At 64.2% G+C, this 24614-nt stretch carries 20 protein-coding genes; 11 read left to right on the top strand and 9 right to left on the bottom strand.

Annotated features, from left to right (window positions below; all coding sequences use genetic code 11):
• Positions 1 to 90: 90 nt before the first annotated feature.
• The 4 genes from AC5XE7_RS05755 to AC5XE7_RS05740 form a co-directional block, all read right to left on the bottom strand.
• A complete protein-coding gene (locus AC5XE7_RS05755; protein WP_495365195.1) occupies positions 91 to 597 on the bottom strand; it encodes a GNAT family N-acetyltransferase in 507 nt (168 codons plus the stop codon).
• Positions 598 to 685: 88 nt separating this feature from the next.
• Entirely contained in the window at positions 686 to 1324 is a 639-nt protein-coding gene (locus AC5XE7_RS05750; protein ID WP_495365193.1) for a TPM domain-containing protein, read from the bottom strand.
• Complete coding sequence (locus AC5XE7_RS05745) at positions 1325 to 2125, bottom strand: TPM domain-containing protein (protein WP_287947717.1); 801 nt, start codon at positions 2123 to 2125, stop codon at positions 1325 to 1327. It abuts the gene before it with no gap.
• 88 nt (positions 2126 to 2213) lie between these two features.
• Positions 2214 to 2852: a LemA family protein gene (locus tag AC5XE7_RS05740; protein ID WP_280200574.1), complete on the bottom strand. Its 639-nt coding sequence runs from the start codon at positions 2850 to 2852 to the stop codon at positions 2214 to 2216.
• A 164-nt stretch (positions 2853 to 3016) separates the two neighbouring features.
• Between AC5XE7_RS05740 and AC5XE7_RS05735 the strand changes: the two genes are divergently transcribed.
• The 5 genes from AC5XE7_RS05735 to AC5XE7_RS05715 all read left to right on the top strand — a co-directional run bounded on the left by AC5XE7_RS05735 (position 3017) and on the right by AC5XE7_RS05715 (position 7547).
• Entirely contained in the window at positions 3017 to 3274 is a 258-nt protein-coding gene (locus AC5XE7_RS05735; protein WP_239799766.1) for a hypothetical protein, read from the top strand.
• Positions 3275 to 3277: 3 nt separating this feature from the next.
• Positions 3278 to 4144, top strand: coding sequence for a pyridoxal kinase PdxY (pdxY, locus tag AC5XE7_RS05730; RefSeq protein ID WP_495365190.1), 867 nt, complete (start codon positions 3278 to 3280; stop codon positions 4142 to 4144).
• A gap of 128 nt (positions 4145 to 4272) precedes the next feature.
• Positions 4273 to 4914 carry a carbonic anhydrase gene (locus tag AC5XE7_RS05725; protein WP_183824743.1) on the top strand — a complete coding sequence of 214 codons (642 nt, stop codon included), beginning with the start codon at positions 4273 to 4275 and terminating at the stop codon, positions 4912 to 4914.
• Between the two features lie 47 nt (positions 4915 to 4961).
• Positions 4962 to 5375 (top strand): DUF4440 domain-containing protein, encoded by a 414-nt coding sequence (locus tag AC5XE7_RS05720; protein ID WP_495365187.1) that lies wholly within the window; start codon positions 4962 to 4964, stop codon positions 5373 to 5375.
• A 117-nt stretch (positions 5376 to 5492) separates the two neighbouring features.
• Complete coding sequence (locus AC5XE7_RS05715; protein ID WP_495365185.1) at positions 5493 to 7547, top strand: M3 family metallopeptidase; 2055 nt, start codon at positions 5493 to 5495, stop codon at positions 7545 to 7547.
• Between the two features lie 12 nt (positions 7548 to 7559).
• Here AC5XE7_RS05715 and AC5XE7_RS05710 read toward each other — a convergent pair.
• Together AC5XE7_RS05710 and AC5XE7_RS05705 are read right to left on the bottom strand one after the other, a co-directional pair.
• Positions 7560 to 8517 (bottom strand): IS630 family transposase gene (locus tag AC5XE7_RS05710; RefSeq protein WP_495365184.1). Its coding sequence is split into 2 segments (ribosomal slippage): positions 7560 to 8165 and positions 8167 to 8517, totalling 957 coding nucleotides; the frame shifts between segments, so codons are not numbered across the junction.
• A 76-nt stretch (positions 8518 to 8593) separates the two neighbouring features.
• Entirely contained in the window at positions 8594 to 9208 is a 615-nt protein-coding gene (locus AC5XE7_RS05705; RefSeq protein WP_495365183.1) for a TetR/AcrR family transcriptional regulator, read from the bottom strand.
• A 72-nt stretch (positions 9209 to 9280) separates the two neighbouring features.
• On the opposite strand from AC5XE7_RS05705, the gene AC5XE7_RS05700 reads away from it, so the two are divergent.
• Positions 9281 to 10564, top strand: a complete 1284-nt coding sequence (locus tag AC5XE7_RS05700) for an MFS transporter (protein WP_239799761.1) — start codon at positions 9281 to 9283, stop codon at positions 10562 to 10564.
• Between the two features lie 9 nt (positions 10565 to 10573).
• On the opposite strand, the gene AC5XE7_RS05695 is transcribed toward AC5XE7_RS05700, so the two are convergent.
• On the bottom strand, positions 10574 to 10858 hold the full coding sequence (locus AC5XE7_RS05695; protein ID WP_239799760.1) for a hypothetical protein: 285 nt from the start codon (positions 10856 to 10858) through the stop codon (positions 10574 to 10576).
• Between the two features lie 213 nt (positions 10859 to 11071).
• Between AC5XE7_RS05695 and typA the strand changes: the two genes are divergently transcribed.
• From typA to AC5XE7_RS05670, 5 genes are all read left to right on the top strand, one after another.
• Positions 11072 to 12898: a translational GTPase TypA gene (gene typA, locus AC5XE7_RS05690; RefSeq protein WP_183824728.1), complete on the top strand. Its 1827-nt coding sequence runs from the start codon at positions 11072 to 11074 to the stop codon at positions 12896 to 12898.
• 140 nt (positions 12899 to 13038) lie between these two features.
• A complete protein-coding gene (locus tag AC5XE7_RS05685; RefSeq protein ID WP_495365182.1) occupies positions 13039 to 13653 on the top strand; it encodes a LysE family translocator in 615 nt (204 codons plus the stop codon).
• Between the two features lie 118 nt (positions 13654 to 13771).
• Positions 13772 to 18583, top strand: coding sequence for an NAD-glutamate dehydrogenase (locus AC5XE7_RS05680; protein ID WP_495365181.1), 4812 nt, complete (start codon positions 13772 to 13774; stop codon positions 18581 to 18583).
• Positions 18584 to 18864: 281 nt separating this feature from the next.
• On the top strand, positions 18865 to 19521 hold the full coding sequence (locus AC5XE7_RS05675; RefSeq protein WP_495365180.1) for a TerC family protein: 657 nt from the start codon (positions 18865 to 18867) through the stop codon (positions 19519 to 19521).
• A gap of 157 nt (positions 19522 to 19678) precedes the next feature.
• On the top strand, positions 19679 to 21061 hold the full coding sequence (locus AC5XE7_RS05670) for an MFS transporter (protein WP_495365179.1): 1383 nt from the start codon (positions 19679 to 19681) through the stop codon (positions 21059 to 21061).
• Positions 21062 to 21094: 33 nt separating this feature from the next.
• Here the strand turns inward: AC5XE7_RS05670 and purH are convergent, their stop codons facing one another.
• Together purH and AC5XE7_RS05660 are read right to left on the bottom strand one after the other, a co-directional pair.
• Complete coding sequence (gene purH / locus AC5XE7_RS05665) at positions 21095 to 22711, bottom strand: bifunctional phosphoribosylaminoimidazolecarboxamide formyltransferase/IMP cyclohydrolase (protein ID WP_495365178.1); 1617 nt, start codon at positions 22709 to 22711, stop codon at positions 21095 to 21097.
• Between the two features lie 102 nt (positions 22712 to 22813).
• Complete coding sequence (locus AC5XE7_RS05660) at positions 22814 to 24523, bottom strand: heparinase II/III family protein (protein ID WP_495365177.1); 1710 nt, start codon at positions 24521 to 24523, stop codon at positions 22814 to 22816.
• Between the last annotated feature and the right edge of the window lie 91 nt (positions 24524 to 24614).

The following is a 24614-nucleotide window of genomic DNA, read 5'->3' as shown; positions in this document are numbered from 1 at the left end:
GAACGAACCGATTGCACATTTGATCCCGAAAAAGACGCCGGCTGTTGCAATCGAGCGTTCAGCAGGAGTGGAGAGCGAAGCGTCTGCAGGTCACTCCCAGATGAAAGCGACCTTCTTCAGGGCTTTCTGCTCGAAGATCTCGACGCCTTCGGCGACATCGCGGCCGCCGGCTCCCGTATAGAAGGCGAGCGCATTGTCGTTTTCCTCCAGAGCCCAGACCACGAGGCCCTTCAGGCCATGTTCGGCCAGACGGCGGCGCGCTTCGGCAAACAGGCGGCTGCCAAGGCCGATGCCCTGATATTCGGGGCGCAGGTAAAGCTCGTAGATTTCGCCCTGCTGGGAAAGCTCGCGCGCACGGTTGCGCCCAATGGTGGCATAGCCCGCGATGACGCCGCCGATTTCCACCACGAGAACCGTGGCTGCACGCCGGATGGCATTGGCCCACCAGTCGCTGCCGCGGCGGTTGATCATCGAGGTCAGGGCCTTGTGGGGAATGATGCCGGCATAGGCACCCTGCCATGCCTCAAGGTGAACGCTCGCTATTGCGACTGCGTCGCGCGGTTCGGCTCTGCGGATGTCGATGGCCAGGGTCTTCATAATTCCTTAACCATAATCTCCGCGCGCGGCAGAGCGCAAGAGCCGTGCCGGTGTTCCTGTCCGGGTTGCACACAGGAAGTCTTGTCCGTCAGATTTCGATCAGGTGGTCGTCGAGTTCGTTTTCGTTGCCGGGCGAGAGGGGGAAATGCTCCGCCAGAACGGCTCCGACCGATCCGATGGCCTGAACGAAGCCATCTGCCAGCTTGTCCTGGCGCGCATGCGCGGACAGGTCGCGGATCGTGTCTTCCCACAAAAGTGGGTCGACGCGACTGCCGATGCCGACATCCGCGATGACTTCGGCATAGCGCTCAGTCAGCGAAACGAAGATCAGCACGCCGGTTCGGCCGGCGGTGCGGTGCACATTGCGTCCCAGAAACTGGCGCCGTGCATTGTCGCGGGCGGCACGGTGGCGCATCTGCCACGGCACCAGATGAATGCGCAGCGCCGGCACCAGCCACAACAGCGCCAGCACGGCAGCCACTGCGGCAAGCTGCTTGAGGATGAAATGCGGCAGGCGGATCGATACCCACCAGTATTCGGACACGAAGGCGACGGCGAGGCTGGCGAGCATAATGCCGATCATCGCCATGCAGGCGGCGGGAAAGAAGTAGCCGTCGCTCTGGCGGGCGACGACGCAGTAGATTTCGCCGTCGGTTTTCGCCTCCGCCTCGCGGATGGCGGCAGCCACGCGCTCGCGGTCGGCTTCGCTTATGGGTTTCGTCGCCATCTACCAGCCTCCAGATGCGCCGCCGCCGCCGGACGAGCCGCCGCCGCCCGAGAAACCACCTCCACCGGACGACCAGCCACCGCCCCCGCCGGATGACCAGCCGCCACCGCCCGAGCGGCGCGAAGAGCCGCTGCTGCGGTTGACCTCGAAGACCATGCCGAGCCAGCGATAGCGGCCGGGTCCGATCTTTTCGCCGAAGATGGGTGGCAGGATCGCCATGGCGAAGCCGCCGAAGAACAGGATCGCCCAGATGGTGATGAACAGGACCGGAATCCAGTCCTCGATGTCGTTGCTGCTGGCGGGGTTGCGCCTGCCGCGCGCCTCCAGTTCCTCCGGATTGCCGTGCAGCACCATGATGATGTCGTCGACGGCCTTTTCTATGCCGCCGGAAAAATCGCCGGCACGGAATGCCGGCACCAGATCGTTTTCGATGATCAGCCGGCTGTGCAGGTCGGTGAGCGTGCCTTCGAGGCCGTAGCCGACCTCGATGCGCATCTTGCGGTCATCGCGCGAAATCAGCAGCAGGACGCCGTTGTTCTCGCCGGCCTGCCCGAGCTTCCACTCCCGGAACAGCCGGTTGGCGTAGGGCTCGATGGCCTCTCCGTCGAGGTCTTCCACCGTCGCGACGACGATCTGGTCCGAACCTTCCTTCTCGAAATCCGCCAGCTTCTGCTCCAACAGGACGCGGGTGGCGGCATCGATCATGCCGGCCTGATCGACCACGCGGCCGGTGAGAGCGGGCAGGGCGGCGGCCAGCGCCACGGCAGGCAGTAACAGCCCGATCAGGAGGATAGCCAGCATCCTCCTGAAACCACGGTGCGGGGCCCGCTCCGATGCGAGGCAGTGCCGGGTCATCAATTCACCTTGCCGGATCAGCGCGCGCGGACGCTCAGCCGCCCTGACCGGTGCCGAAGTTCACCTGCGGGGCCTGCATCTTGTCCTCGTCCACGGTGAAGTTCTGGAATGGCTGGTTGGAACGGAACCACAGGGTCGCCCAGATCACCGAGGGGAAGGTGCGCAGGGTGAGGTTGTAGTCGCGCACCGCCTGAATGTAGTCGCGGCGGGCGACGGCGATGCGGTTCTCGGTGCCTTCAAGCTGGGCCTGCAGGGCAAGGAAATTCTGGTTCGCCTTCAGGTCGGGATAGTTCTCCACCACGGCCAGCAGGCGCGACAGCGCGCTGGTCAGGCCGGCCTGGTTTTCCTGAAACGCCTTGAAGGCATTGGGGTCGGACAGCGTTTCGGGCGTGACGGTCACCTGCGTGGCTTTGGCGCGCGCTTCGACCACGCCTTCCAGCACGTCCTTTTCGTGGCTGGCGTAGCCCTTCACGGTCTCGACCAGATTGGGAATGAGGTCGGCGCGGCGCTGATACTGGTTGAGCACTTCGCTCCATGCCGCCTTGGCGTTTTCTTCCGCCGTGGGGATCGTGTTGTAGCCGCAGCCGGCCAGAAGCGGCAGCAACAGCGCCATGATCAGGAGCGCGGGCAGGGTGCGCAGCGCGAAAGGCAGGGCGGGGCGCCGGGCGGCGATGGACTGAACGGGCATGGGCAGATCTCTCAGCTGCGGATGGTGGACCAAGAAATAGCACAAACAGACGCGGAGAAAATGCCCGCCATGTGCGACAGCCGTGTTATAGGCGAAGAAGAGCCGATATCATGGCTCCGGAACGAATGGCCCATGTCAGGGATATCATTATGGCAGCAGACAGGAATGACAGGCGGGAACAGGAATCGCGCCGCATCCTGAAAGGGATCGCAAGCGAGGCCGGCCCCGGCCAGTCTTCGCTGGCCGCGCGCGTGTCGAAGCGTGCTCACGATCATCTGACGGCTGTCGATGCCGACCAGTCCGATCGCATAGAAACATGGGGCACCCGCATTGGCCGTGTGCTGGGCATGGTGATCATGATCGGTCTGGCCGTGTGGCTGTTCCGCCTTCTTGTCAGCAACGGATAAAGCATGACCCCGCATCTTCCCGTGCCGAAACCGGCCGTCATCGTCATTTCCAGCCATGTGGCGCGTGGCACCGTGGGCAACCGCGCGGCGGTGTTCGCGCTGGAGACGCTGGGCTTCCCGGTTTGGGCCGTGCCGACGGTGATGCTGCCCTGGCACCTGGGTCACGGACCGGGAACGAAGATCGTGGCGCCGCCCGAACAGTTCGCGGCCCTGCTCAGGGACCTTGAGGGCTCGAAGTGGTTGGGTGAGGTCAGGGGTGTGCTGTCCGGCTTTCTGGGCGATTACCGGCAGGCCGATGCGGTCGCTTCGCTGGTGCGTGCCGTGAAGCAGCGCAATCCGGACGCGCTTTACGTGTGCGATCCGGTCATGGGCGATCTGGATGGCCTCTATGTGCCGCAGGCTGTGGCCGAGGCGATGCGCGACCAGTTCATGCCGCTTGCCGATATCGCTACGCCCAACCGTTATGAACTGGCGTGGATGAGCGGGCGCGAGCTGACCGATCTGCCGTCGCTGGCGCAGGCAGCGCGCGCCGCACCACCGCGCACCATGCTGGTGACGTCTTCACCCGCCGCGATTGCCGGTCGCGTCGGCAATCTGCTGGTGGAGGGCGAGCAGGAAATGTTCGCCGAACATGATCTGGTGCGCAATCCGCCGAACGGTGTCGGAGACCTCACGGCTTCGCTCTATCTGGCGCATGTGCTTGGAGGCGATACCGCGCAGGAGGCCCTGCACGCAACGACGGCTTCGGTCTATGAGGTGCTGAAAAGAGCGGCGCAGCGCGGCAGCAACGAGTTGCAGATCGAGACGGATGCCCACAGCCTGCGGCATCCCGAAACGGAAGTTTCGGTGCGGCAATTGCAGGCCGTGTAACGCCGGCGGTCAGCATTTTATTCGGCCTGCGTTGCGATTCTTCGTTGATCGGCAGGCCTCTTTCCCGTTAGACCGGCCCCAGCCAACACAGGCTGTCCGCCATCCCCAACGGAAAGCAACCGCCGGCCATGACCCATCTGCCCGAACACCTCCTCAACGGCTATCGCAATTTCATGCAGGGCCGCTACGCTTCCGAGAGCGGCCGATACGTCTCACTGGCGCGGGAGGGTCAGCATCCCGATACGATGATCGTCGCCTGCTGCGACTCGCGTTCCGCACCCGAAACCATCTTCGACAGCGGACCGGGCGAGCTGTTCGTTTTGCGCAACGTGGCCAATCTCGTTCCGCCCTATGAGCCGGATGGAGAATTCCATGCTACCTCAGCGGCGCTCGAATTCGCCGTGCAGAGCCTGAAGGTCAAGAACATCGTGGTCATGGGCCATGGTCGTTGCGGCGGCATCAAGGCGGCCCTCAGCAACAATGCCCCGCTTTCTCCCGGAGATTTCATCGGCAAGTGGATGAGCATGATCGGCCCGGCTGCCGAAACCGTGGCGTCCAGCACCCTGATGACGGCTTCCGAAAGGCAGACGGCGCTGGAACGCATCTCCATCCGCTATTCGCTTGCCAATCTGCGCACTTTCCCGTGCGTGAATATACTGGAAAGCAAGGGCCGGCTGACGCTCTACGGCGCATGGTTCGACATCTCCACCGGCGAATTGTGGGTGATGAACAAGGAAACCGGCGATTTCGAGCGGCCGGAACTTGGCTGACCCCTTTCGCGTTTGATGCGGGAAGAGGATCGTTCGGGGAACTGGCCATGTCTTCCGTGAAGAGGGCCCTGCTGGCGTTGACTGCGGCACTTCTGCTTGCGGCCGGCGGCGCGCGAGCCGATAATCAGGTCATCGAGCGCTGGTATGCCGCGCTGCTCACGGCCGACCGCGACACACTCGCCGAACTGCTCTCCGACGACGCCCGCATCAGTCTCGACGATCTCGACGTCATTCAGGACAAGCAGGAATTTCTCGATTCCATGGACGAGTGGGAGAACGCCGTCGCCGGCGCCTCCATTCGCCATCGGGTTGAGAAGCAGGATGAGGGCGTCACCACCGTCATGGTCTGCTACGACTTTCCCGACAACCGCATGCTGATGCAGGAAACTTTCGCGGTGAGCGACGGACGCATCACGGCGAGTTCGCAGGCCGAAGTCGCCGACAATTGCGACGACTACTGAGCCCGCCCTGAGCATGGCCCCAAGCACCGGCCCCGAGCACGGCCGGGCGACGGTTGCAGAGAGCGGCCGGCGGGCCTACATCGGCGGTACGAGAATTCAATCGCCGAAAGTTGTTTCATGTCCTCTGCAAAGACAATCGACCTTGCCGCCCATCCGCTCACGGCATGGAACGGGCCGCTTGGCCTGCCTGATTTCACCCGCATTTCCGATGCCGATTTCGGGCCGGTGTTTGATGCAGCCTTCGCCGCCCACGAAGCTGAGATCGAGGCCATCGCCGGCAATGCGGAGGCGCCGACGATAGAGAACACGCTGGCAGCCCTTGAGCTTTCCGGTCAGGCGCTGGAGCGGGTCGCGTCGATTTTCTGGTGCAAGGCCGGCGCCAATACCAATGAAGCCATCCAGAAGCTGGAGCGCGAGGTTTCGCCGAAGATGTCGCGGCATTTCTCGGCCATCTCCATGAACGAAAAGCTGTTTGCCCGCATCGATGCGCTGTATGCGAAGCGCGCCGATCTGGGTCTCGATGCGGAGACGCTGCGGGTTCTGGAAAAGAGCTGGAAGGGTTTTGTGCGTTCCGGCGCGAAGCTCGATGCAGAGGGCAAGAAGCGGCTTGCGGCCATCAACGAAGAACTGTCGTCGCTCGGCACCGGCTTCGGCCAGAACGTGCTGGCCGACGAGCGCGACTGGGCGCTGTTCCTCGACGAGGGCGACCTTGCGGGGCTGCCAGATTTCCTGAAAAGCGCGATGGCCGAAGCGGCTGCCGCGCGCGGGCAGGAGGGTCGCTATGCGGTGACGCTGTCGCGCTCGATCTACGAGCCCTTCACCACCTTCTCAGAGCGCCGCGATCTGCGCGAGGCCGCGTGGCGCGCTTTCACCTCGCGCGGGGAGAATGGCGGCGCGAGCGACAACACCGCGCTGGTGCGCGATACGCTGAAGCTGCGCGCCGAAAAGGCGAAGCTGCTCGGCTATGACAGCTTCGCCGCGCTGAAGCTCGACGACACCATGGCCAAGACACCGAAGGCGGTGCACGACCTGCTCGACCCGGTGTGGAAGAAGGCGCTGGAAAAGGCCGGCGAGGACCAGAGGGAACTGGAGCGGCTGGCGACAGAGGCCGGCAGCAACGAGCCCTTCGCGGCATGGGACTGGCGTTTCTATCAGGAAAAGCTGCGCGCCGAGAAATTCGCCTTCGACGAGGCCGAGCTGAAGCCCTATCTCCAGCTTGAGCGCATCATTGCCGCCTGCTTCGACGTGGCCGGCCGCCTGTTCGGCATCAGCTTCGAGGAAAAGACCGGCATCGCCGGATGGCATGAGGATGTGCGCGTCTTCGTGGTGAAGAACGCCGACGGTTCGGAGCGCGGCCTGTTTCTGGCCGATTATTTCGCGCGTTCATCCAAGCGCTCGGGCGCCTGGATGAGCTCGCTGCAATCGGGCTACAGGCTTGGCGAGGGGTCGACGCCGATCATCTACAACATCATGAACTTCGCCAAGCCGCCGAAGGGCGAGCCGGCGCTGCTGTCCATGGACGAAGCCAGAACCCTGTTCCACGAATTCGGCCATGCGCTGCACGGCATGCTGACCGAAGTGACGTGGCCGAGCGTGTCGGGTACCTCCGTCAGCCGCGATTTCGTGGAACTGCCTTCGCAGCTTTACGAGCACTGGCTGACAGTGCCTGCCGTGCTGGAAAAGCACGCGCTGCATTACCGCGACGGCAAGGCGATGCCGAAGGCGCTGCTCGACAAGATGCTGGCGGCGCAGACTTTTGGAGCCGGCTTCGCCACGGTCGAGTTCACCGCTTCGGCGCTGGTCGACATGGCCTATCACGCGAGACCGGACGCGCCACAGGAGCCGCTGGCCTTCGAGGCCGAGACGCTGGCAGGGCTCGACATGCCCGACACCATCGCCATGCGCCACCGCACGCCGCATTTTTCCCATGTGTTCTCAGGTGACGGCTACTCAGCCGGCTACTATTCCTACATGTGGTCGGAAGTGCTCGACGCGGATGCCTTCTCCGCCTTCGAGGAAAGCGGCGACCCCTTCAATCCGGAACTGGCCGCGCGCCTGCGTGAAAACATCTATTCGGCCGGCGGCTCGAAAGATCCGGAAGCGCTTTACACGGCATTCCGGGGAAAGATGCCGTCGCCCGAGGCGATGATGGTCAAGCGTGGGCTGGTCTAGAGCATCGTCCATTTAATTGTACGCATATCCGGCTGCCTTGAGGTAGTTCCAGCACTCGCTTGGATGATAGAGCCCGCATATGCTGCCGATAGCAGGCCAGAGCTCATCGAAGCAGCGCGCCTTGGCCTTTCGCAGGTGCGCTTTCAGCTTGGCGAAGGCCATTTCTATGGGGTTTAGATCCGGACTATAGGGCGGTAGGAACAGGAACCATGCTCCTTTGTCCTTGAGGTATGCCGCAGCCTTGGCGCTCTTGTGGACGGCAAGGTTGTCCAGGATGACGACATCACCTGCCTGGAGCGTCGGAGCGAGCTGGGTCTCGACATAGGTGTCGAAGGCAGCCCGGTTCATCGCCTTGTCGATCAGCCCCGGGGCCGTCAGGCCATCGCAGCGCAAGGCTGCGATAAAAGTCTGGGTTCCCCAATGACCGAAAGGCGCGCTCGCCTTCAGCCTTAGTCCCTTGCGGCTGCGCCCCCGCAGCCGCGTCATTTTGGTCGTCACGCTCGTTTCGTCGATGAACACAAGGCGGCCGGGTTGCTGACGCATGCGTGGTTGACGCAGGCGCCTCCAAGTGTCCCGATCCGCCGCAACGTCAACGCGCTCGCATTCCGATGCCAGCAGAGCTTTTTTTATATGTGAAGCCGCGCTGGCACAAAAAGCGCGACAGCATGGCAGGTGTCGCTTGGACGCAGTGCTGCGCCATTAGTCGTCCCGCCAATTCGGGCATGGTGATGTCGGGTTCAGCTTCGACCATCCCAACCAGATAGTCTTCGACCCGGTCGAGCTTGCCACCACGGCGCGGACGGCCTTGGGGGAGTGCACACAGCGATCCTTGTCGATCCCAGCGCTGGAGCAGTTTGATCGCAAAGCTCTCGCTGACCCCGAACCGTCGCGCCGCCGCCCGCCGCGAGGCGCCGCTACTTACAAAAGCCACAATCCGCTCTCGCAAATCATGTGAATAACTTCGACCCATAAATCCACCTCCAAACGGAAGTGAATCAGCCCATCATGCCAATGGCAACACAGATTCCAATTTCAAGGACGAAGCTCTAGTCACCAGCCTTCGGGCTTGCATCGATCAGCAGTTCGGCATTGCGGGCGACGGCTTGTGCCGGGCCGCCCGCGCCGAAGAGCTGGCCGGAAATATAGGCGCCTTCGATCAGCAGCAGCAGGCCGTCGCCGAGTGTATCGGCATCGGCCGCGCCCATGCCGCGCGCCATTTCGCGCAGGCGTCGGCGAAGTTCGCGCTTGTTGTCCTCGCTCACCCTGCGGGCCGGATGGTCGGCTTGAGGATATTCCACCGCCGCATTGGTCATGCCGCAGCCGCGATAGGCGGGCGTCTGCGTACGCTGGCCGACGCGGGTGAGGAAGGCAAGGATCTGGGCGCGCGGGTCGCCGGGATGGGCCGCCACAGCGTCGTCGAACCGCTCCCAGAATTCGCGGTCATATTGCCTGAGATAGGAGGCGGCCAGTTCGTCCTTGGAGGAAAAGGCGCGGTAGAGGCTGGGCTTGGCGACGCCCGCCGTCCTGACGATCTCGTCGACGCCGATCGCCCTGATGCCCTGCCGGTAGAACAGGTCGCGCGCGACATCGAGAATCCGCTTTGCTGCCGCCGGCTGGCGGTCTTTTCCGGCGTGGCCTTCAATTTTGCTGTTCTGTGCCATCAGCGAAGTTCACTTGACAATGTTACCGATCGGTACGTACAGCTTGCGTGTTGAAACGTACCGGTCAGTTACATGATAGCCAGATCCGCTCCCTTTGGCCAGCGTTACGCCTTCGTGGTCGTTGCCGTCATCTTCCTGTGCCTGCTGATCGCGGCGGGGCTGCGCTCGGCCCCGGCTGTGATGATGCTGCCTCTGGAAGAAAGCCTCGGCTGGGGCCGCGACAGCATTTCCTTCGCCGCTGCCGTCGGCATTTTTCTCTATGGCCTTGCCGGGCCGTTCGCCGCCGCACTTATGGAACGCATCGGTCTCAGGCGTGTACTGCTGGCCGCGCTGGTGCTGATGTCGGCAGCGACGGCGCTCAGCCTGTGGATGACGCAGCCATGGCACATGGTGCTCACATGGGGCATTCTTTCGGGGATCGGATCCGGCGCGGTCGCCACTGTGCTCGGTGCCACCATCGTCAACCGCTGGTTCAAGACCAATCGCGGCCTGGTCATGGGGCTGATGTCGGCGTCCAGCGCCTCCGGCATGCTGGTGTTCCTGCCACTGCTGGCGGCCCTTGCCCAGTCGGGCGGATGGCGGCCGGTGGCGCTGACGGTTTCCATCGCCACGGCGGCACTTTTGCCGCTGGTGTGGTTTCTGGTGCCGGAACGCCCCGCCTCTGTCGGCCTTGTGCGCTACGGTGCGGATGCCGATGATGCGCCGCCAGTGCCGCCCTCGGCACGCGGCAATTTCTTCGTCCACACGCTGTCGACCCTGAGGCGGGCCGCCGGCACGCGCATCTTCTGGTATCTGTTCGCCACCTTCTTCATCTGCGGTTTCACCACCAACGGGCTGGTCGGCACGCATCTCATCGCCTTCTGCGGCGACATGGGCATCAACGAGATTCAGGCAGCGGGGCTGTTGTCGCTGATGGGCGTGTTCGATCTGATCGGCACCACGCTGTCCGGCTGGCTGACCGACCGCTTCGATCCGCGCAAGCTGCTGTTCATCTATTACGGCATTCGCGGCCTGTCGCTGATGTACCTGCCCTATTCAGGCTTCTCGGCGACGGCCCTCATCGTCTTTGCCATCTTCTACGGGCTCGACTGGATCGCCACGGTGCCGCCGACGCTGCGGCTGGCCAATGAGGGTTTCGGTGATGCGGCGGGTCCGCTGGTGTTCGGCTGGGTGGTGGCCGGCCATCAGGTGGGCGCGGCGGCGGCCGCCTATTTCGGCGGCATCATGCATGAGTTGCAGGGCGACTACGAAATGGCCTTCCTGATTGCCGGGCTGACCGGTCTTGCGGCGGCCTGCATCTCGATGCTGATCGATACCAGCAAGCCGCAAAGCGATCCCGAGCCGCAGCCGGCCTGAGTGAAGAGATCAGCCGGGGAAGCAGGCGAGCGGCACGTTCGGCCACACCGCATCGGCGCAGCCGGCCTCGCGCTGGCGCTCGCGGAAGGCGGAGCTGACCGGGCCGGTCACCATGTGATCGACGCCGTCGGGCGCATCGGCAAAGAGCTGCTGGGCGGCGGTGACGGACAGGACCCTGTCCTCGCTGTCGCCCTTGACTGAGGTCATGGAATGGGCTGCACCGCCTGCGAGGACGGCGGCCATGCACAGCATGGTGAGGCGGAATCCGGTTCGCGCTGCAGTCGGCATGGCCATGTCCAATCGCCTTTCGGAAAGGGTTCACTGTACCCTTGGTTAACGAAACTTTATCGCATCCGGACCCTTAACAAATCGTAAGCGGCGATTTTCTTTGGCTGCTGCCCTTTCGCATTTGCGAAAAAACCTGTAAGAGCGCGCCAACCGAAATTGATGGCGTGGGCGGCCGGACCCGCTTTGGCTGCCGCCGTCAGTACCCCAGAGAAGATACCAATGAAACTCCGTAACATCGCGATCATCGCGCATGTTGACCACGGCAAGACGACGCTGGTCGATGCGCTCCTCAAGCAATCCGGCTCCGTCCGCGACAACCAGCGCGTCGCTGAACGCGTCATGGATTCCGGCGATATCGAGAAGGAGCGCGGCATCACCATTCTCGCCAAGGCGACTTCGGTGGAGTGGAAAGACGCCCGCATCAACATCGTCGACACTCCTGGCCACGCCGATTTCGGCGGCGAGGTGGAGCGCATCCTCAACATGGTCGACGGCGTGATCGTGCTGGTCGACTCGGCCGAAGGCCCGATGCCGCAGACCAAGTTCGTGGTCGGCAAGGCGCTGAAGGTCGGCCTTCGCCCCATCGTTGCCATCAACAAGATCGACCGTCCCGACGCCCGCGCCGATGAGGTCATCAACGAAGTGTTCGACCTGTTCGCAGCGCTCGACGCCACCGACGAGCAGCTCGACTTCCCGATCCTCTACGGTTCGGGCCGCGACGGCTGGATGGCCGCCAGCCCCGAGGGCCCCAAGGATCAGGGCCTCGCGCCGCTGTTCGATCTGGTGCTCGACCATGTTCCGGCCCCGAAGGTCGGCGATGGCCCCTTCCGCATGATCGGCACCATTCTGGAAGCCAACCCCTTCCTTGGCCGCATCGTTACCGGCCGCATCGAAAGCGGCACGCTGAAGCCGAACCAGCCGGTCAAGGTTCTGCACCACGACGGCACGGTTCTGGAAACCGGCCGCGTGTCCAAGATTCTCGCCTTCCGTGGCATCGAGCGCCAGCCGATCGAAGAGGCGCAGGCAGGTGACATCGTTGCCATCGCCGGCCTTTCCAAGGGCACTGTCGCCGACACGTTCTGCGATCCTTCGCTGAACGAGGCGCTGCCGGCCCAGCCGATCGATCCGCCGACCGTGACAATGAGCTTCATCGTCAACGATTCGCCGCTGGCGGGCACCGAAGGCGACAAGGTGACGAGCCGCGTTATCCGCGATCGTCTGCTCAAGGAAGCCGAGGGCAGCGTGGCGCTCAGCATCGAGGAATCCGCCGACAAGGACTCCTTCTATGTGTCGGGCCGCGGCGAGCTGCAGCTTTCGGTTCTGATCGAGACCATGCGCCGCGAGGGCTTCGAGCTTGCCGTGTCGCGTCCGCGCGTCGTCATGCAGAAGGACGAGAACGGCCAGATTCTGGAGCCGATCGAGGAAGTCGTCATCGACGTCGACGAGGAGCACGCAGGCATCGTCGTGCAGAAGATGAGCGAGCGCAAGGCCGAGATGATCGAGCTGCGCCCGTCCGGCGGCGATCGCCAGCGTCTCGTCTTCCTCGCCCCGACCCGCGGCCTCATCGGCTACCAGTCCGAACTGCTGACCGACACGCGCGGCACGGCGGTGATGAACCGCCTGTTCAATTCCTACCAGCCTTACAAGGGCGAGCTGGGCGGACGCACCAACGGCGTTCTGATCTCCAACGAACAGGGCGAGGCTGTCGCCTATGCGCTGTGGAATCTGGAAGATCGCGGCCCGATGGTCATCGATCCCGGCGTCAAGGTGTATCAGGGCATGATCATCGGCATTCACTCGCGTGACAACGATCTGGAAGTGAACGTGCTGAAGGGCAAGAAGCTCACCAACATCCGCGCCGCCGGCAAGGATGAGGCCGTGAAGCTGACCCCGCCGATCCGCATGACGCTGGAGCGCGCACTGTCGTGGATCCAGGAGGACGAGCTGGTGGAAGTGACGCCGAAGTCGATCCGCCTGCGCAAGCTCTATCTGGATCCCAATGAGCGCAAGCGTTTCGAGAAGCAGAAGGTGGCCGGCGCGGCCTGACCGCAGCCAGCTCCATCATCAACAGAAAAAAACCCGGCGTCATCGGCGCCGGGTTTTTCATATCGATTTAAGAACCAGATGACGTCTGGTCAGGTCGCCTCAAAAGATTATGATCGCCGCATCAGCCTGGAGCTTGCGGAATGGACCTGACCTCTCTGCTCATCTTCGCCGCGGCATTGTTCGTTGCCGCCGGCTCTCCGGGGCCGTCCGTGGCAGCGCTGGTCGCGCGGGTCATTTCCACCGGCTTTCGCGGAGTGCTCCCGTTTCTTCTGGCACTCTGGATCGGGGAGGCGATCTGGCTGTCGCTGGCCGTTTTCGGGCTGGCCGTGGTCGCGCAGACTTTCCATCTAGCCTTTCTCATCCTGAAATGGGCTGGCGTCGGCTATCTGCTTTTTCTCGCGTGGAAGATGTGGACGGCGCCCGCTGAGGCGCACGGCGCGCCCCTGCCGCAGGCAGGTTCCTCCCTGAAAATGTTCTTCGCGGGTCTGGCGGTGTCGCTCGGCAATCCCAAGGTGATGATGTTCTATCTGGCGCTGCTGCCGACCATCATCGATCTGCAATCCGTTAGCGTGCTGGGCTGGCTTGAACTGACGCTGACCATGGTCGTGGTTCTGGTCATCATCGATCTCTCATGGGCGCTTGCCGCCGTTCAGGCGCGCCGCCTGCTAAAGAGCCGGCGCGCCATGCAGATCGCCAACCGCATCAGTGCCGGAACCATGGCGGGTGCCGCCGCCGCGATTGCCGGGCGCTCCTGATGGTTCAGCGCATGCACACGCCGCGACGACTTCCTGCGGGCTGAGGCCTGTCATCCAAAAAGCAGCCACCCCTCCGTGATCATATGGCTGTCATTTCGTCAGAAGGACAAAGCATATCATGGCTATTGAGAAAGCCGGATACGACAGAACCGCAACGAAGAGGAGCGCCGGGGCTGGCTCCGGAACCGGCGGCAGACTTCTGGAATATCTGCTGGCCCGGGCACCCGATGAGGACGTCGCGGCCTATGATGAAGCGGATCTGGAACGCGCCGCAGAACTGGCCGAACGAGCCGTCGCAAGCCACAGCAAGGGCGCGAGCACCATCCTGATCGATGCCGGTGGGGACGTCTCGCGGCAGGGCCGCCCCGTAACTGTCATCACCATCGTCAATGACAACATGCCGTTCCTGTTCGATTCCGTCATCGGCGAGATCAACGAGGCGGTCGGGGAAGCGTTCTTCGTCGCGCATCCGGTGCTGAACGTGCGCCATGACGCTGCGGGCGGGGTTGAAATTCTGGGTGACACATGCGCGTCCAGCGAAGACGCCGGTGCCGACCGGCTGAGTGTCATTCAGGTTCATGTCGCACGCATGAACGCGGATGAAGCCTCCCTGCTGGAGCAGAAGCTCAGCCGCACGCTTGAGCAGGTGCGCGCCGCCGTTCACGACTGGAAGCCGATGCTGGCCAGGCTGGATGCGGCGATCAGCGATTTTCGCCATGCACCGGTTCCGCTGGAGCAGGAGGCCGTCAGGGAGGCGATCGCCTTCCTCGAATGGCTGCGCGACGACAATTTCACCTTCCTCGGCATGCGCGAATACAGATACAGCGGCGGCGAGGAAAGCGGCACGCTGGAACTGGCCGACACGGCGGGTCTCGGCATTCTGGGCGATCCCGACGTTCTGGTGCTGCGCCGTGGCACGGAATCGGTGACCACCACGCCGGAAATCCGCGCTTTCCTGCACGGGCCAGAGCCACTGATCGTGACCAAGGCCAACGCCAAGTCGTCGGTGCACCGGCGCATCTATCTCGATTATGTCGGGGTCAAGACCTACACGGCCAATGGCGAGCTTGCGGGTGAACTGCGCATCGTCGGCCTGTTCACGTCCACCGCCTACACGCGCTCGGTGATGAACATTCCCTATCTTCGCTCCAAGGCGAAGACGGTGATCGAACAGTCCGGCCTCAACCAGCTCGACCATGCGGGCAAGGCTCTCATCAATGTGCTGGAGAGCTATCCGCGTGACGAGCTGTTCCAGATTCCGGTGCCTTTGCTGGGCAGGCATTGCGAAGCGATACTCGGTCTGGTTGACCGGCCGCGTGTACGTGCTCTGATCCGGGCGGACCAGTTCGACCGCTTCGTCTCCGTCATTGTCTTCGTTCCCCGCGATCATTACGATTCGGAAGTGCGCGAAAAGATCGGCGTCTATCTGAAAACCGTGTTCGAAGGCCACGTCTCCGCCTTCTATCCGGCTTTCCCGGAAGGGGGGCTGGCGCGCATCCATTTCATCATCGGCCGCTCCGGCGGCAAGACGCCGGAAGTGGATACGGCAACGATCGAGGCCGAAATCCGCGATATCGTGCGCACATGGGAAGATGCGCTGCGCGAGGCGGCCGGCCCCGAAGGCGTGGACCGGCAGGTGACGGAGATCGCCCAGCGTTTTCCGCAGAGCTACCGCAACAGTTTCTCGCCGGACGTCGCGCTCGTCGACGCTGCCCGCATTGCGCAGGTGAGCGGGCGGAACCCGATCGTCATCGACTATTATCGCGACGTCTTCCAGACGCAGGAACAGGCCTCGCTGAAGATCTATCACCATGGCAGCCCGGTGGCCCTGTCGCAGCGCGTGCCGATCCTCGAAAATCTGGGGTTCCGCGTCATCAGCGAGCGCACATTCGAGGTTGACGGAGGCAGCGGGACCGAAGGCGCGGACAAGGTGTTCGTCCACGACATGGAACTGGAGAGCGCCTATGGCCGGCCGGTCGACCTGTCCGACGGCGGCGCGCTGTTCGACGAGGCGTTCCTTGCCGTGTGGCGCGGTGAAATGGACAATGACGGCTACAATGCACTGGCCCAGACGGCCGGGCTCGCCGCCAGCGAAATACTGGTGCTGCGTGCCTATGGCCGCTACCTGCAGCAGGCCGGCATCCCACAAAGCCAGGACTTCATCGCGGCGGCGCTGAACCGTTATCCCGAGATCGCGCGCGGGCTCTACATGTTGTTCGTCGCCCGTTTCGATCCGGCCGCACCGCAAGGCGATGAGGTGGCGGCACGCCATCTCAAGGCCAAGATCAGGGACGCGCTGGAAGATGTTCCCAACATCGATGACGACACCATCATCCGCCGCTACCTCAACCTGATCGAGGCGACGCTGCGCACCAACCATTTCGTCGAGGGCAAGCTGGAGCGCGGCCATTCGCTGGCCTTCAAGCTCGATCCGCGCGCCATAGAGGGGTTGCCCGAGCCGCGGCCATGGCGCGAAATCTTCGTCTACGGCTCGCAGGTCGAGGGCGTGCATCTGCGCTTCGGCCCGGTGGCGCGCGGAGGCCTGCGCCTGTCGGATCGCGCGCAGGACTACCGCACCGAGGTGCTGGGTCTGGTCAAGGCCCAGCAGGTGAAGAACGCGGTCATCGTGCCGGTCGGCGCCAAGGGCGGCTTTTACCCCAAGCGCCTGCCGGTGGGCGGCAGCCGAGATGAGGTGTTCGAGGCCGGCCGGGCGGCCTACATCAACTTCATCTCCAGCATGCTGTCGATCACCGACAACATCGGCACCGATGCGGTGATTGCGCCGCAGGGCGTGGTGCGCCATGATGGCGACGATCCCTATTTCGTCGTCGCCGCCGACAAGGGCACGGCGACCTTCTCCGATACGGCCAACGCGATTTCCGAGGCGCATGATTTCTGGCTGGACGATGCCTTCGCCAGCGGCGGCTCGGCCGGCTACGACCATAAGGGCATGGCGATCACCGCGCGCGGTGCGTGGGAAGCGGTAAAGCGGCACTTCCGCGAAATGAACCGCGACATCCAGACGACGCCGTTCACCTGCATCGGCGTCGGCGACATGTCGGGCGACGTGTTCGGCAACGGCATGCTGCGGTCAGAGCAGACCCGCCTGATCGCGGCCTTCGACCATCGCGACATCTTCATCGATCCCGATCCGGACGCCGCCTCGTCCTTTGCCGAGCGCCAGCGCCTGTTCGGCGTGCCGCGTTCGAGCTGGCAGGACTACGACAAGTCGAAGCTCTCCGCCGGCGGCATGATCGTGTCGCGGTCGCAGAAGTCGATCACGCTGACGCCGGAGGCCGCCGCAGCGATCGGCATCGGCAAGACGGTCGCCACGCCGGTCGAGGTGATCCGCGCCATTCTTGCAGCACCTGTGGACCTGTTGTGGTTCGGCGGCATCGGCACCTATCTGAAGGCGGCCGGCGAAACCAATCAGGATGTGGGCGACCGCGCCAACGATGCCATCCGCATCAATGGCGGCGATGTGCGGGCGAAGGTGATCGGCGAGGGCGCGAACCTCGGCATGACCCAGCGCGCCCGCATCGAATATGGCCTCAGGGGCGGTCGCAGCAACTCCGACGCCATCGACAATTCCGGCGGCGTCAACTGCTCGGACGTCGAGGTCAACATCAAGATCGCGCTGGCCGCCGCCATGCGCAAGGGCGCGCTTGAGCGGCCAGCGCGCAACAAATTGCTGGCTGCGATGACGGATGAGGTGGCGGGGCTGGTTCTGGCCAACAACTACCAGCAGACGCTCGCTCTGTCGCTTGCGCGGCGACGCGGCCTTGCCGACATGGCCCATCAGGCCCGCTTCATGGCGGCGCTGGAAAGCCGTGGCCTGCTCGACCGGGCGGTCGAAAACCTGCCTTCGGCTGCGGTGCTGGCCGAGCGCGAGGCGCGGGGCGAGCCGTTGACGCGGCCTGAACTCGGCGTGCTGCTCGCCTATGCCAAGATCGTGCTGTTCAGCGATATCGTCGCCTCCGAGGTGCCGGACAATCCGCATTTCGGGCAGGATCTGATGAGCTACTTCCCCCATGCCATGGCTGAGAGGTTCGGCGAGGAAATCACCACCCATCGCCTGCGGCGCGAGATCATCACCCGCGTTCTGGCCAATGATCTGGTCAATCGGGGCGGGCCCACCTTCGTCAACCGGCTGATGGAGACGACCGGGCGCAGTGCGGCAGATGTGATGCTGACCTTCGTGCTGATCCGCGAAGGCTTCGGGCTGCCCGCGCTCTACGACGAGATCGATGCGCTCGACAATCGCATCGACGGCGAGGTTCAGCTCGGCCTTTACCAGACGGTCAGCCGGCTGATCTACGTGAACAGCGGCTGGTACCTGAAGAACGATGCCGGCGGCGGCGACCTCGACGAACGCATTGCGAGCCTCAGGACGGCGCGGACGGAACTTGAGCCGAACCTGCTCCAGCTGCTGCCCGAAACGTCCCGCGAACGGGTGGATGCCGCGCGCGGGGACCTCGTCTCGCACGGCGTGCCTGAAAAGCTCGCAGCCCGGTTGGCGCTGTCCGAGTTCGCCGATCTGGTGCCCGACATCGCGCTCACCGCGCGCCTGGCCGGTGCGGACATGGTCGCGGCGGCCACGGCGTTCTTCGCGGTCAGCGAAGCGTTCCGCATCGCCCGCATCGAGGAGGCCGCCTATGCGATCTCGCCCTCCGACTATTACGACCAGCTTGCCCTGTCGCGGGCGACCGACACGATCGACGCCGCACGGCGCGGCATCGCGGTGGCGGCGCTGGCCGGCCATGGCGCGGCGGAAGATCCGGTGGCCGCGTGGCTGGAAGCGGGCGGCGCGCGCGTCGGCGCGATCCGGGAGCGTCTTCAGGCCCTGACCGAGGCGGGCGACATCTCGGTGTCACGCCTGTCCGTCGCGGCGGGGCTGATGAGCGATCTTTCGGGGCCGCGCGGGGCCTGAGGGCTCGGCGCTGTGATCTGATGAATCATTCCCGCCGGCGGCGAGCCGGCGGGCCTCCAGAAGACCTCTTGCGTTTTGAAGGCCGGTGACGTAGGCATTGCGCACCAGGCCGGGCCCCTCTGGCAGTCAATTTGGCTGTGATGTCGGACTGGAATTCAAAACCGGCGGCCTGGCTTTCATGTTTCCCATTTCAAACCGCATCTGAGTTCTTGTGACGGACTGCGTGTCCGGCAAGGTTCATATGCGCGCCAGATCGCCCAAGCTGAACGCAAGGGTGCAGAATGACAGAATTTTTCACGGGCGATGCGTTAACGGCCCTGTTGCAGGTCATCATGATCGACCTGGTTCTGGCCGGCGACAACGCCATCGTTATCGGACTGGCGGCCGCCGGCCTTCCCAAGGAGCAGCGCGCCAAGGCCATCCTCATCGGCATCATCGCCGCGACGGTGCTGCGCATCGGCTTCGCGGCCGCCACGACCCAGCTTCTCCAGATCGTCGGTCTGCTGCTGGCCGGTGGTGTGCTGCTTCTTTGGGTGTGCTGGAAGATGTGGCGGGAACTGCGCCACAGCGCTGCCGAGGAAGCTCAGGGCATGGAAGCCCTGACGGAGAACGACATCGACAAGGATGGCGCGGTTGCCGGCAAGGCTCCGCGCAAGACCTTCGCGCAGGCGGCTTGGCAGATCGTCATTGCCGACGTGTCCATGTCGCTGGACAATGTTCTGGCGGTCGCCGGCGCCGCACGCGACCATCCCGGCGTGCTGATCTTCGGCCTGGCGCTCTCGATCGCCCTGATGGGCCTCGCCGCCAGCTTCATCGCGCGCATCCTCCAGAAGCATCGCTGGATCGCCTATGTCGGTCTCGTCATCATCCTCTATGTGGCGGGCGAGATGATCTATCGTGGGGCGATGGAGGTTTGGCCCTATCTTCAGGGTGCATAACCCGCTGACGGAAAACCGGGGCTTCGGGTCCCGGTTTTCTTTCGCCTTCTGAACGTATTCTGCATTCGTGCAGTCCGGACGATGCCACTTCGCCATAAATGCTCTATATCCCGGCATGCGGATTGGGCGCTGGACGTGGCAGGCGGATGGAGATGGCATGAGTGAAACCGGCATCGAGGCGCGCAAGGCATCGCGTGCCGGTATCTGGGGCTGGATGCTGTTCGACTGGGCGGCGCAGCCCTTTTTCACGGTCGTCACCACCTTCATCTTCGGCCCCTATTTCGTGTCGCGCATGGCGAGCGACCCGGTCGCCGGCCAGGCGGCATGGGGATATGGCGTGGCGGCGGCAGGGTTTGCCATCGCCGTGCTGTCGCCTGTGCTGGGCGCGATCTCCGACCAGACCGGACCGCGCAAGCCGTGGATCGCCTGCTTCGCCACGATCAAGATCGCCTGCCTGCTCCTGCTGTGGCTGGCGGCTCCCGGCTCCGGCCTGTTCTGGGTGGTGGCGGTGTTCTCGCTGGCCTCGGTCGCGGCCGAATTCTCAACGGTCTTCAACGATTCCATGATGCCGCGGCTGGTGCCGAAGGAAGAGATCGGAAAGATCTCCAATATCGCATGGGGGCTTGGCTATCTGGGTGGCATGGTGGTGCTGATCTTCGTGGTTGCCTGCCTTGCGGCCCTGCCGGAGACGGGGCTCACCATCGTCGGCCTGAAACCTCTGTTCGGGCTCGATCCGGCGCTGGGCGAAGATGCCCGCGCCACCGGGCCGCTGTCTGCGCTCTGGTATCTGGTGTTCATCCTGCCGATGTTCCTGTTCACGCCGGATGCGGTGAAGGGCATTCCGATCCGCCCGGCCGTGCGTCAGGGGCTGGCGGAGCTGAAATCGACGCTGGGCGAGGTGCGCCGGCGTCCCGGCATCTTCCGCTTTCTCATCGCCCGCATGATCTATCAGGACGGCGTCAACGCGCTGATCGTGCTCGGCGGCGGATTTGCCGCGGCGATGTTCGGCTGGTCGATCACCGAGATCGGCATATTCGGCATCATTCTCAATGTGGTGGCGATCTTCGGCTGCCTTGTCGCGGCAAGGATGGACAGCGCCTTCGGCTCCAAGGTGGTGGTGATGGTCTCGCTGGTGCTGCTCAGCGTGGCGACGGTCGGTATCGTCTCGACGGGTCCGGGCTACACGCTGTTTGGCGTCCTGCAGCTTTCCGCTGCCGATTCGGGCGGGCTGTTCGGTACGGCCGCGGAGAAGGCCTATATCCTCTACGGGCTGCTGATCGGTATCGCCTTCGGGCCGGCGCAGGCCTCGTCACGCTCCTATATGGCGCGCAGCGTCTCGGCCGAGGAAGCCGGCCGCTATTTCGGCATCTATGCGCTGGCCGGGCGTGCGACCAGCTTTGCCGCACCCTTCATGGTGGCGACGGTGACGGCGCTCAGCGGCTCGCCACGGCTCGGCATGGCGATGATCATCCTGTTCATCGTCACCGGCATGGTCCTGCTTGCCGGCACGCCCTATCCGGCGGACCGGAAAGGGCGCTGAGCTTTTATCTCAACCGGGAGGCCGGCGGCCGGCTCAGTGCCGGAAATGGCGTGTGCCGGTGAACACCATGGCGATGCCATGGGCGTCGGCCGCGGCAATCACTTCCTCGTCGCGCATCGAGCCACCCGGCTGGATGACGGCGGTGGCGCCGGCTTCCACCGCACTCAGCAGGCCGTCGGCGAAGGGGAAGAAGGCATCCGAGGCCACGACCGAGCCTTTTGTCAGCGGTTCGGCCCAGCCGGCCGCCTCGGCGGCATCGATCGCCTTGCGGGCGGCGATGCGCGAGGAATCGACGCGGCTCATCTGGCCGGCACCGATGCCGACGGTGGCGCTGTCCTTCGCATAGACGATGGCATTCGACTTCACATGCTTGGCGACGCGGAAGGCAAAGCGCAAATCGGCCATCTCGGCGTCATTCGGCGCGCGCTTCGTCACCACCTTGAGGTCGAGATCGTCGACCACGGCGTTGTCGCGGCGCTGCACCAGCAGGCCCCCGGCCACCGACTTCACCATCATCCCGGCCATGCGCGGATCGGGCAGGCCGCCGGTGACGAGCAGGCGCAGGTTCTTCTTCGCGGCAACGATGGCCTGCGCTTCCTCGCTGGCTTGCGGGGCGATGATCACTTCGGTGAAGGTTTTCACGATCTCCTCGGCCGCCTCCGCGTCGAGCAGCCCGTTCAGCGCCACGATGCCGCCGAAGGCGGAAACGGGGTCGCAGGCGAGCGCCTTCAGATAGGCGTCTCTGAGCGATGCGCCCTCCGCGACGCCGCAGGGATTGGCGTGCTTGATGATGGCGACCGCCGCGGTGCGGGCCGGATCGAATTCACCCACCAGCTCGAAAGCGGCATCGGTGTCATTGATGTTGTTGTAGGAAAGCTGCTTGCCCTGCAACTGGTGCGCCGTGGCAACGCCCGGCCGCTTCTCGCCGGTGACGTAGAAGCCGGCCTGCTGATGCGGGTTTTCGCCATAGCGCATGACACTGTCCAGCTTGCCGCCGAAAGCGCGCCATGTCGGGTTTTCGATCTCCAGCGTCTCGGCAAACCAGCTGGAGATGCCGGCGTCATAGGCGGCGGTGCGGGCAAAGGCTTTTGCGGCCAGCCGCTTGCGGAAATCCAGGGCAAGCGCGCCCGAATTTGCCTGCATGGCTTCCAGTACGCCGGCATAATCTTCCGGGTCGGTGACGATGGCGACATAGGCATGGTTCTTGGCAGAGGCCCGCACCATGGCGGGGCCGCCGATGTCGATGTTCTCGACGATTGCCGCATAGCCGGCGCCCGAGGCCCGCACCTCCTCGAACGGATAGAGATTGACCACCACCAGATCGATCGGCTCGATGTTGTGGGCGCGCATGGCCTCGACATGTTCGACGTCATCGCGAATGCCGAGCAGTGCGCCGTGCACGGAGGGATGCAGCGTCTTGACGCGGCCGTCCATGATCTCGGGAAAGCCGGTCAGTTCGTAGACATCGCGCACCGCAATACCGGCCTCCGCGATCGCCTTCGAGGTTCCGCCCGTGGACACCAGCTCGACGCCGGCCGCGGCCAGCGCATGTGCGAAATCGACGAGGCCGGTCTTGTCGGAGACCGACAGCAGCGCCCGGCGCACCGGCACCAGATCGGGAGCGGGAATGTTCTTGGAGGCGACAGCCATGCGCGGGGTCCTTCATGCTGCGGGAATATGGCCGCGCCCTAGCACATGAGGGCTTCGAATTAAACGCATGAATCGCAGAATGACGCGCTTGGGCGTTGCCCGTCAGCGGGGAAGGCTTGCGCCCGCCAGCCGCACCCGCTTCAGACGCCAGCGAATCTCGGGAACCTCCGAGGCATCGAAGGAGAGCAGCAGCTGGCGGGTGATGCGAGGGCCGGCAATGCCGGCGAAATAGATAGATTCTTCCACCTGCGGGGCGACCTCGGCGCAGGAGAACATCCACGCATCGCCATTGTCGGCCGCCAGCACGTAATGGCCGCCGGAATCGGTGAACAGGTTGATGTCGGGGTGGAGGTGAAAACGAACCGTCACCAGATGCTGGCCGTCATTGCGGGTGCGGCTTGGGGTGTCGGCAAGGAAGCTGTCGCGGCCGAACAGCGTTCCGCCCCGGTTGGAAAGGATCAGCTCACGTTCATGCCACAGGCCGAAGCGGGGCAGGTAGCCGTCATGGCGGGCGAGAAAGCCGTGCCTGTCCGGCCCGTCGCGGCGCTCGCAATGGATATGCTGCGGGCCGCCGATCAGCGGCGAGCCGACAAGGCCGGAGAGGCGTGACGAATGGCTGAAGCGGGCCGATGAATTGTCGTTGATGGTGGCCGTGGAGTGGGCGGCGGTGGCGCGCGCCAGCGGCCTGAATTCCGGGTCGCCATAGGTGTCGACGCCGGCATTGACGATGAAATGGTGGCGTCCCGACGACAACTCGAAGGAGAGGCAGCCGGCATGGGCCGAGCCCGAGACTTCGAGGGGCGGCGGCGCGCCGGTATCGGCGATTACGGTGACATCGCCGATGCTGAGGCGCTCATAGCCGGAATGGGGCGCGTGCAGAAGCGGCGCGCCGGCGGTGTCGTCATGGCGCAATATGGCGGCGATCCGGTCCTGTATGGTGGCGCCCATGCCGTTGAAGCAGGCGAGGCTGCCTTCCTGATGGCGGAAGAAGCGCAGCGCCGGCAGCATGCGGTCCACGGCTCCCATCAATGCCGCCGGCGGCTGTTCGGCCTGATTTGCGTAGGTCTGGCGCAGCGGCAGTATGTCGGCGAGGAACTCCAGAACCATCAGCGGATTGCGCGAGATGTGGCCGCCGTCGGGAAGGATCTGGCGATCGAGTTCCTCGGCCAGATTGCGGCTGGCCGAGCGCAGCGCCGATGTCGGCGCAGGCAGCGAAAGGGCGGCGAAGGCAAGAGCGATGCGCGCGCGCAGCAGATCCTTGCCATGCGGCATCTCGCGCGTCATCGAGCGCAGGTAGCGGATCTGCATCGCCAGCGATTTCAGGAAAGCACGGTAGAAGGGCAGGTCCGCGCCCTGCAGCACCACGGAGGAATGCTGGAGCCACGCGATGATGCGCTTGGCGGTCACGCCCGGATCCCAGGCGATGCCGGCTATGTGGCTGCCGTGGATGGCGATCCAGTCCTTGACCAGCACCCGCGCATTGGCCGAGGCAAGCTCGGAACTCGCGGCGCGCATGTGGCGCAGCCAGCGGAAGCCGTGCAGGGAGCGCTGCCAGCCCTCATGGGAGGCGGAAATGCGGAACGGCGATTCGCCGCCGGTCTCCACCAGCCGGCCCGAAAGCGGAAAGCGGCCGTAGTAGATCTCCGTGGCGATCTGGGGATCGGCAAGACGCAGGTCGGGCGGGGCGATCAGAACGCGCTCGGGCGTGCGGCCGGAATAGCGCCAGCGATAGGCCGGACCGGCGCGCAGGTTCCGGCGCGCCTTGCGCCAGAATTCCCGTGCGACCAGCGCCCAAAGGCGAGTCGTATTCATGGCAGCAGTGGCCAACGCTTGTACCGAAGTCTCGAATTTACATGCAAACTATGTGATTCAATAGGTTATGCGAAGGGGAATGCAAACCTGC

It is taken from the genome of Aquamicrobium sp. YD-1-mutant5, from assembly GCF_059509755.1.
Note: the sequence above shows the minus strand (reverse complement) of the source record. Positions and strands in the feature narration are given on the sequence as shown.

What these genes read in the sequence shown, in the direction of transcription:
- AC5XE7_RS05755 (WP_495365195.1), bottom strand. Translation starts at nt 597, where the DNA reads ATGAAGACCCTGGCCATCGACATCCGCAGAGCCGAACCGCGCGACGCA.
- AC5XE7_RS05750 (WP_495365193.1), bottom strand. Translation starts at nt 1,324, where the DNA reads ATGGCGACGAAACCCATAAGCGAAGCCGACCGCGAGCGCGTGGCTGCC.
- AC5XE7_RS05745 (WP_287947717.1), bottom strand. Translation starts at nt 2,125, where the DNA reads ATGCTGGCTATCCTCCTGATCGGGCTGTTACTGCCTGCCGTGGCGCTG.
- AC5XE7_RS05735 (WP_239799766.1), top strand. Translation starts at nt 3,017, where the DNA reads ATGGCAGCAGACAGGAATGACAGGCGGGAACAGGAATCGCGCCGCATC.
- pdxY (WP_495365190.1), top strand. Translation starts at nt 3,278, where the DNA reads ATGACCCCGCATCTTCCCGTGCCGAAACCGGCCGTCATCGTCATTTCC.
- AC5XE7_RS05725 (WP_183824743.1), top strand. Translation starts at nt 4,273, where the DNA reads ATGACCCATCTGCCCGAACACCTCCTCAACGGCTATCGCAATTTCATG.
- AC5XE7_RS05720 (WP_495365187.1), top strand. Translation starts at nt 4,962, where the DNA reads ATGTCTTCCGTGAAGAGGGCCCTGCTGGCGTTGACTGCGGCACTTCTG.
- AC5XE7_RS05715 (WP_495365185.1), top strand. Translation starts at nt 5,493, where the DNA reads ATGTCCTCTGCAAAGACAATCGACCTTGCCGCCCATCCGCTCACGGCA.
- AC5XE7_RS05705 (WP_495365183.1), bottom strand. Translation starts at nt 9,208, where the DNA reads ATGGCACAGAACAGCAAAATTGAAGGCCACGCCGGAAAAGACCGCCAG.
- AC5XE7_RS05700 (WP_239799761.1), top strand. Translation starts at nt 9,281, where the DNA reads ATGATAGCCAGATCCGCTCCCTTTGGCCAGCGTTACGCCTTCGTGGTC.
- AC5XE7_RS05695 (WP_239799760.1), bottom strand. Translation starts at nt 10,858, where the DNA reads ATGGCCATGCCGACTGCAGCGCGAACCGGATTCCGCCTCACCATGCTG.
- typA (WP_183824728.1), top strand. Translation starts at nt 11,072, where the DNA reads ATGAAACTCCGTAACATCGCGATCATCGCGCATGTTGACCACGGCAAG.
- AC5XE7_RS05685 (WP_495365182.1), top strand. Translation starts at nt 13,039, where the DNA reads ATGGACCTGACCTCTCTGCTCATCTTCGCCGCGGCATTGTTCGTTGCC.
- AC5XE7_RS05680 (WP_495365181.1), top strand. Translation starts at nt 13,772, where the DNA reads ATGGCTATTGAGAAAGCCGGATACGACAGAACCGCAACGAAGAGGAGC.
- AC5XE7_RS05675 (WP_495365180.1), top strand. Translation starts at nt 18,865, where the DNA reads ATGACAGAATTTTTCACGGGCGATGCGTTAACGGCCCTGTTGCAGGTC.
- AC5XE7_RS05670 (WP_495365179.1), top strand. Translation starts at nt 19,679, where the DNA reads ATGAGTGAAACCGGCATCGAGGCGCGCAAGGCATCGCGTGCCGGTATC.
- purH (WP_495365178.1), bottom strand. Translation starts at nt 22,711, where the DNA reads ATGGCTGTCGCCTCCAAGAACATTCCCGCTCCCGATCTGGTGCCGGTG.
- AC5XE7_RS05660 (WP_495365177.1), bottom strand. Translation starts at nt 24,523, where the DNA reads ATGAATACGACTCGCCTTTGGGCGCTGGTCGCACGGGAATTCTGGCGC.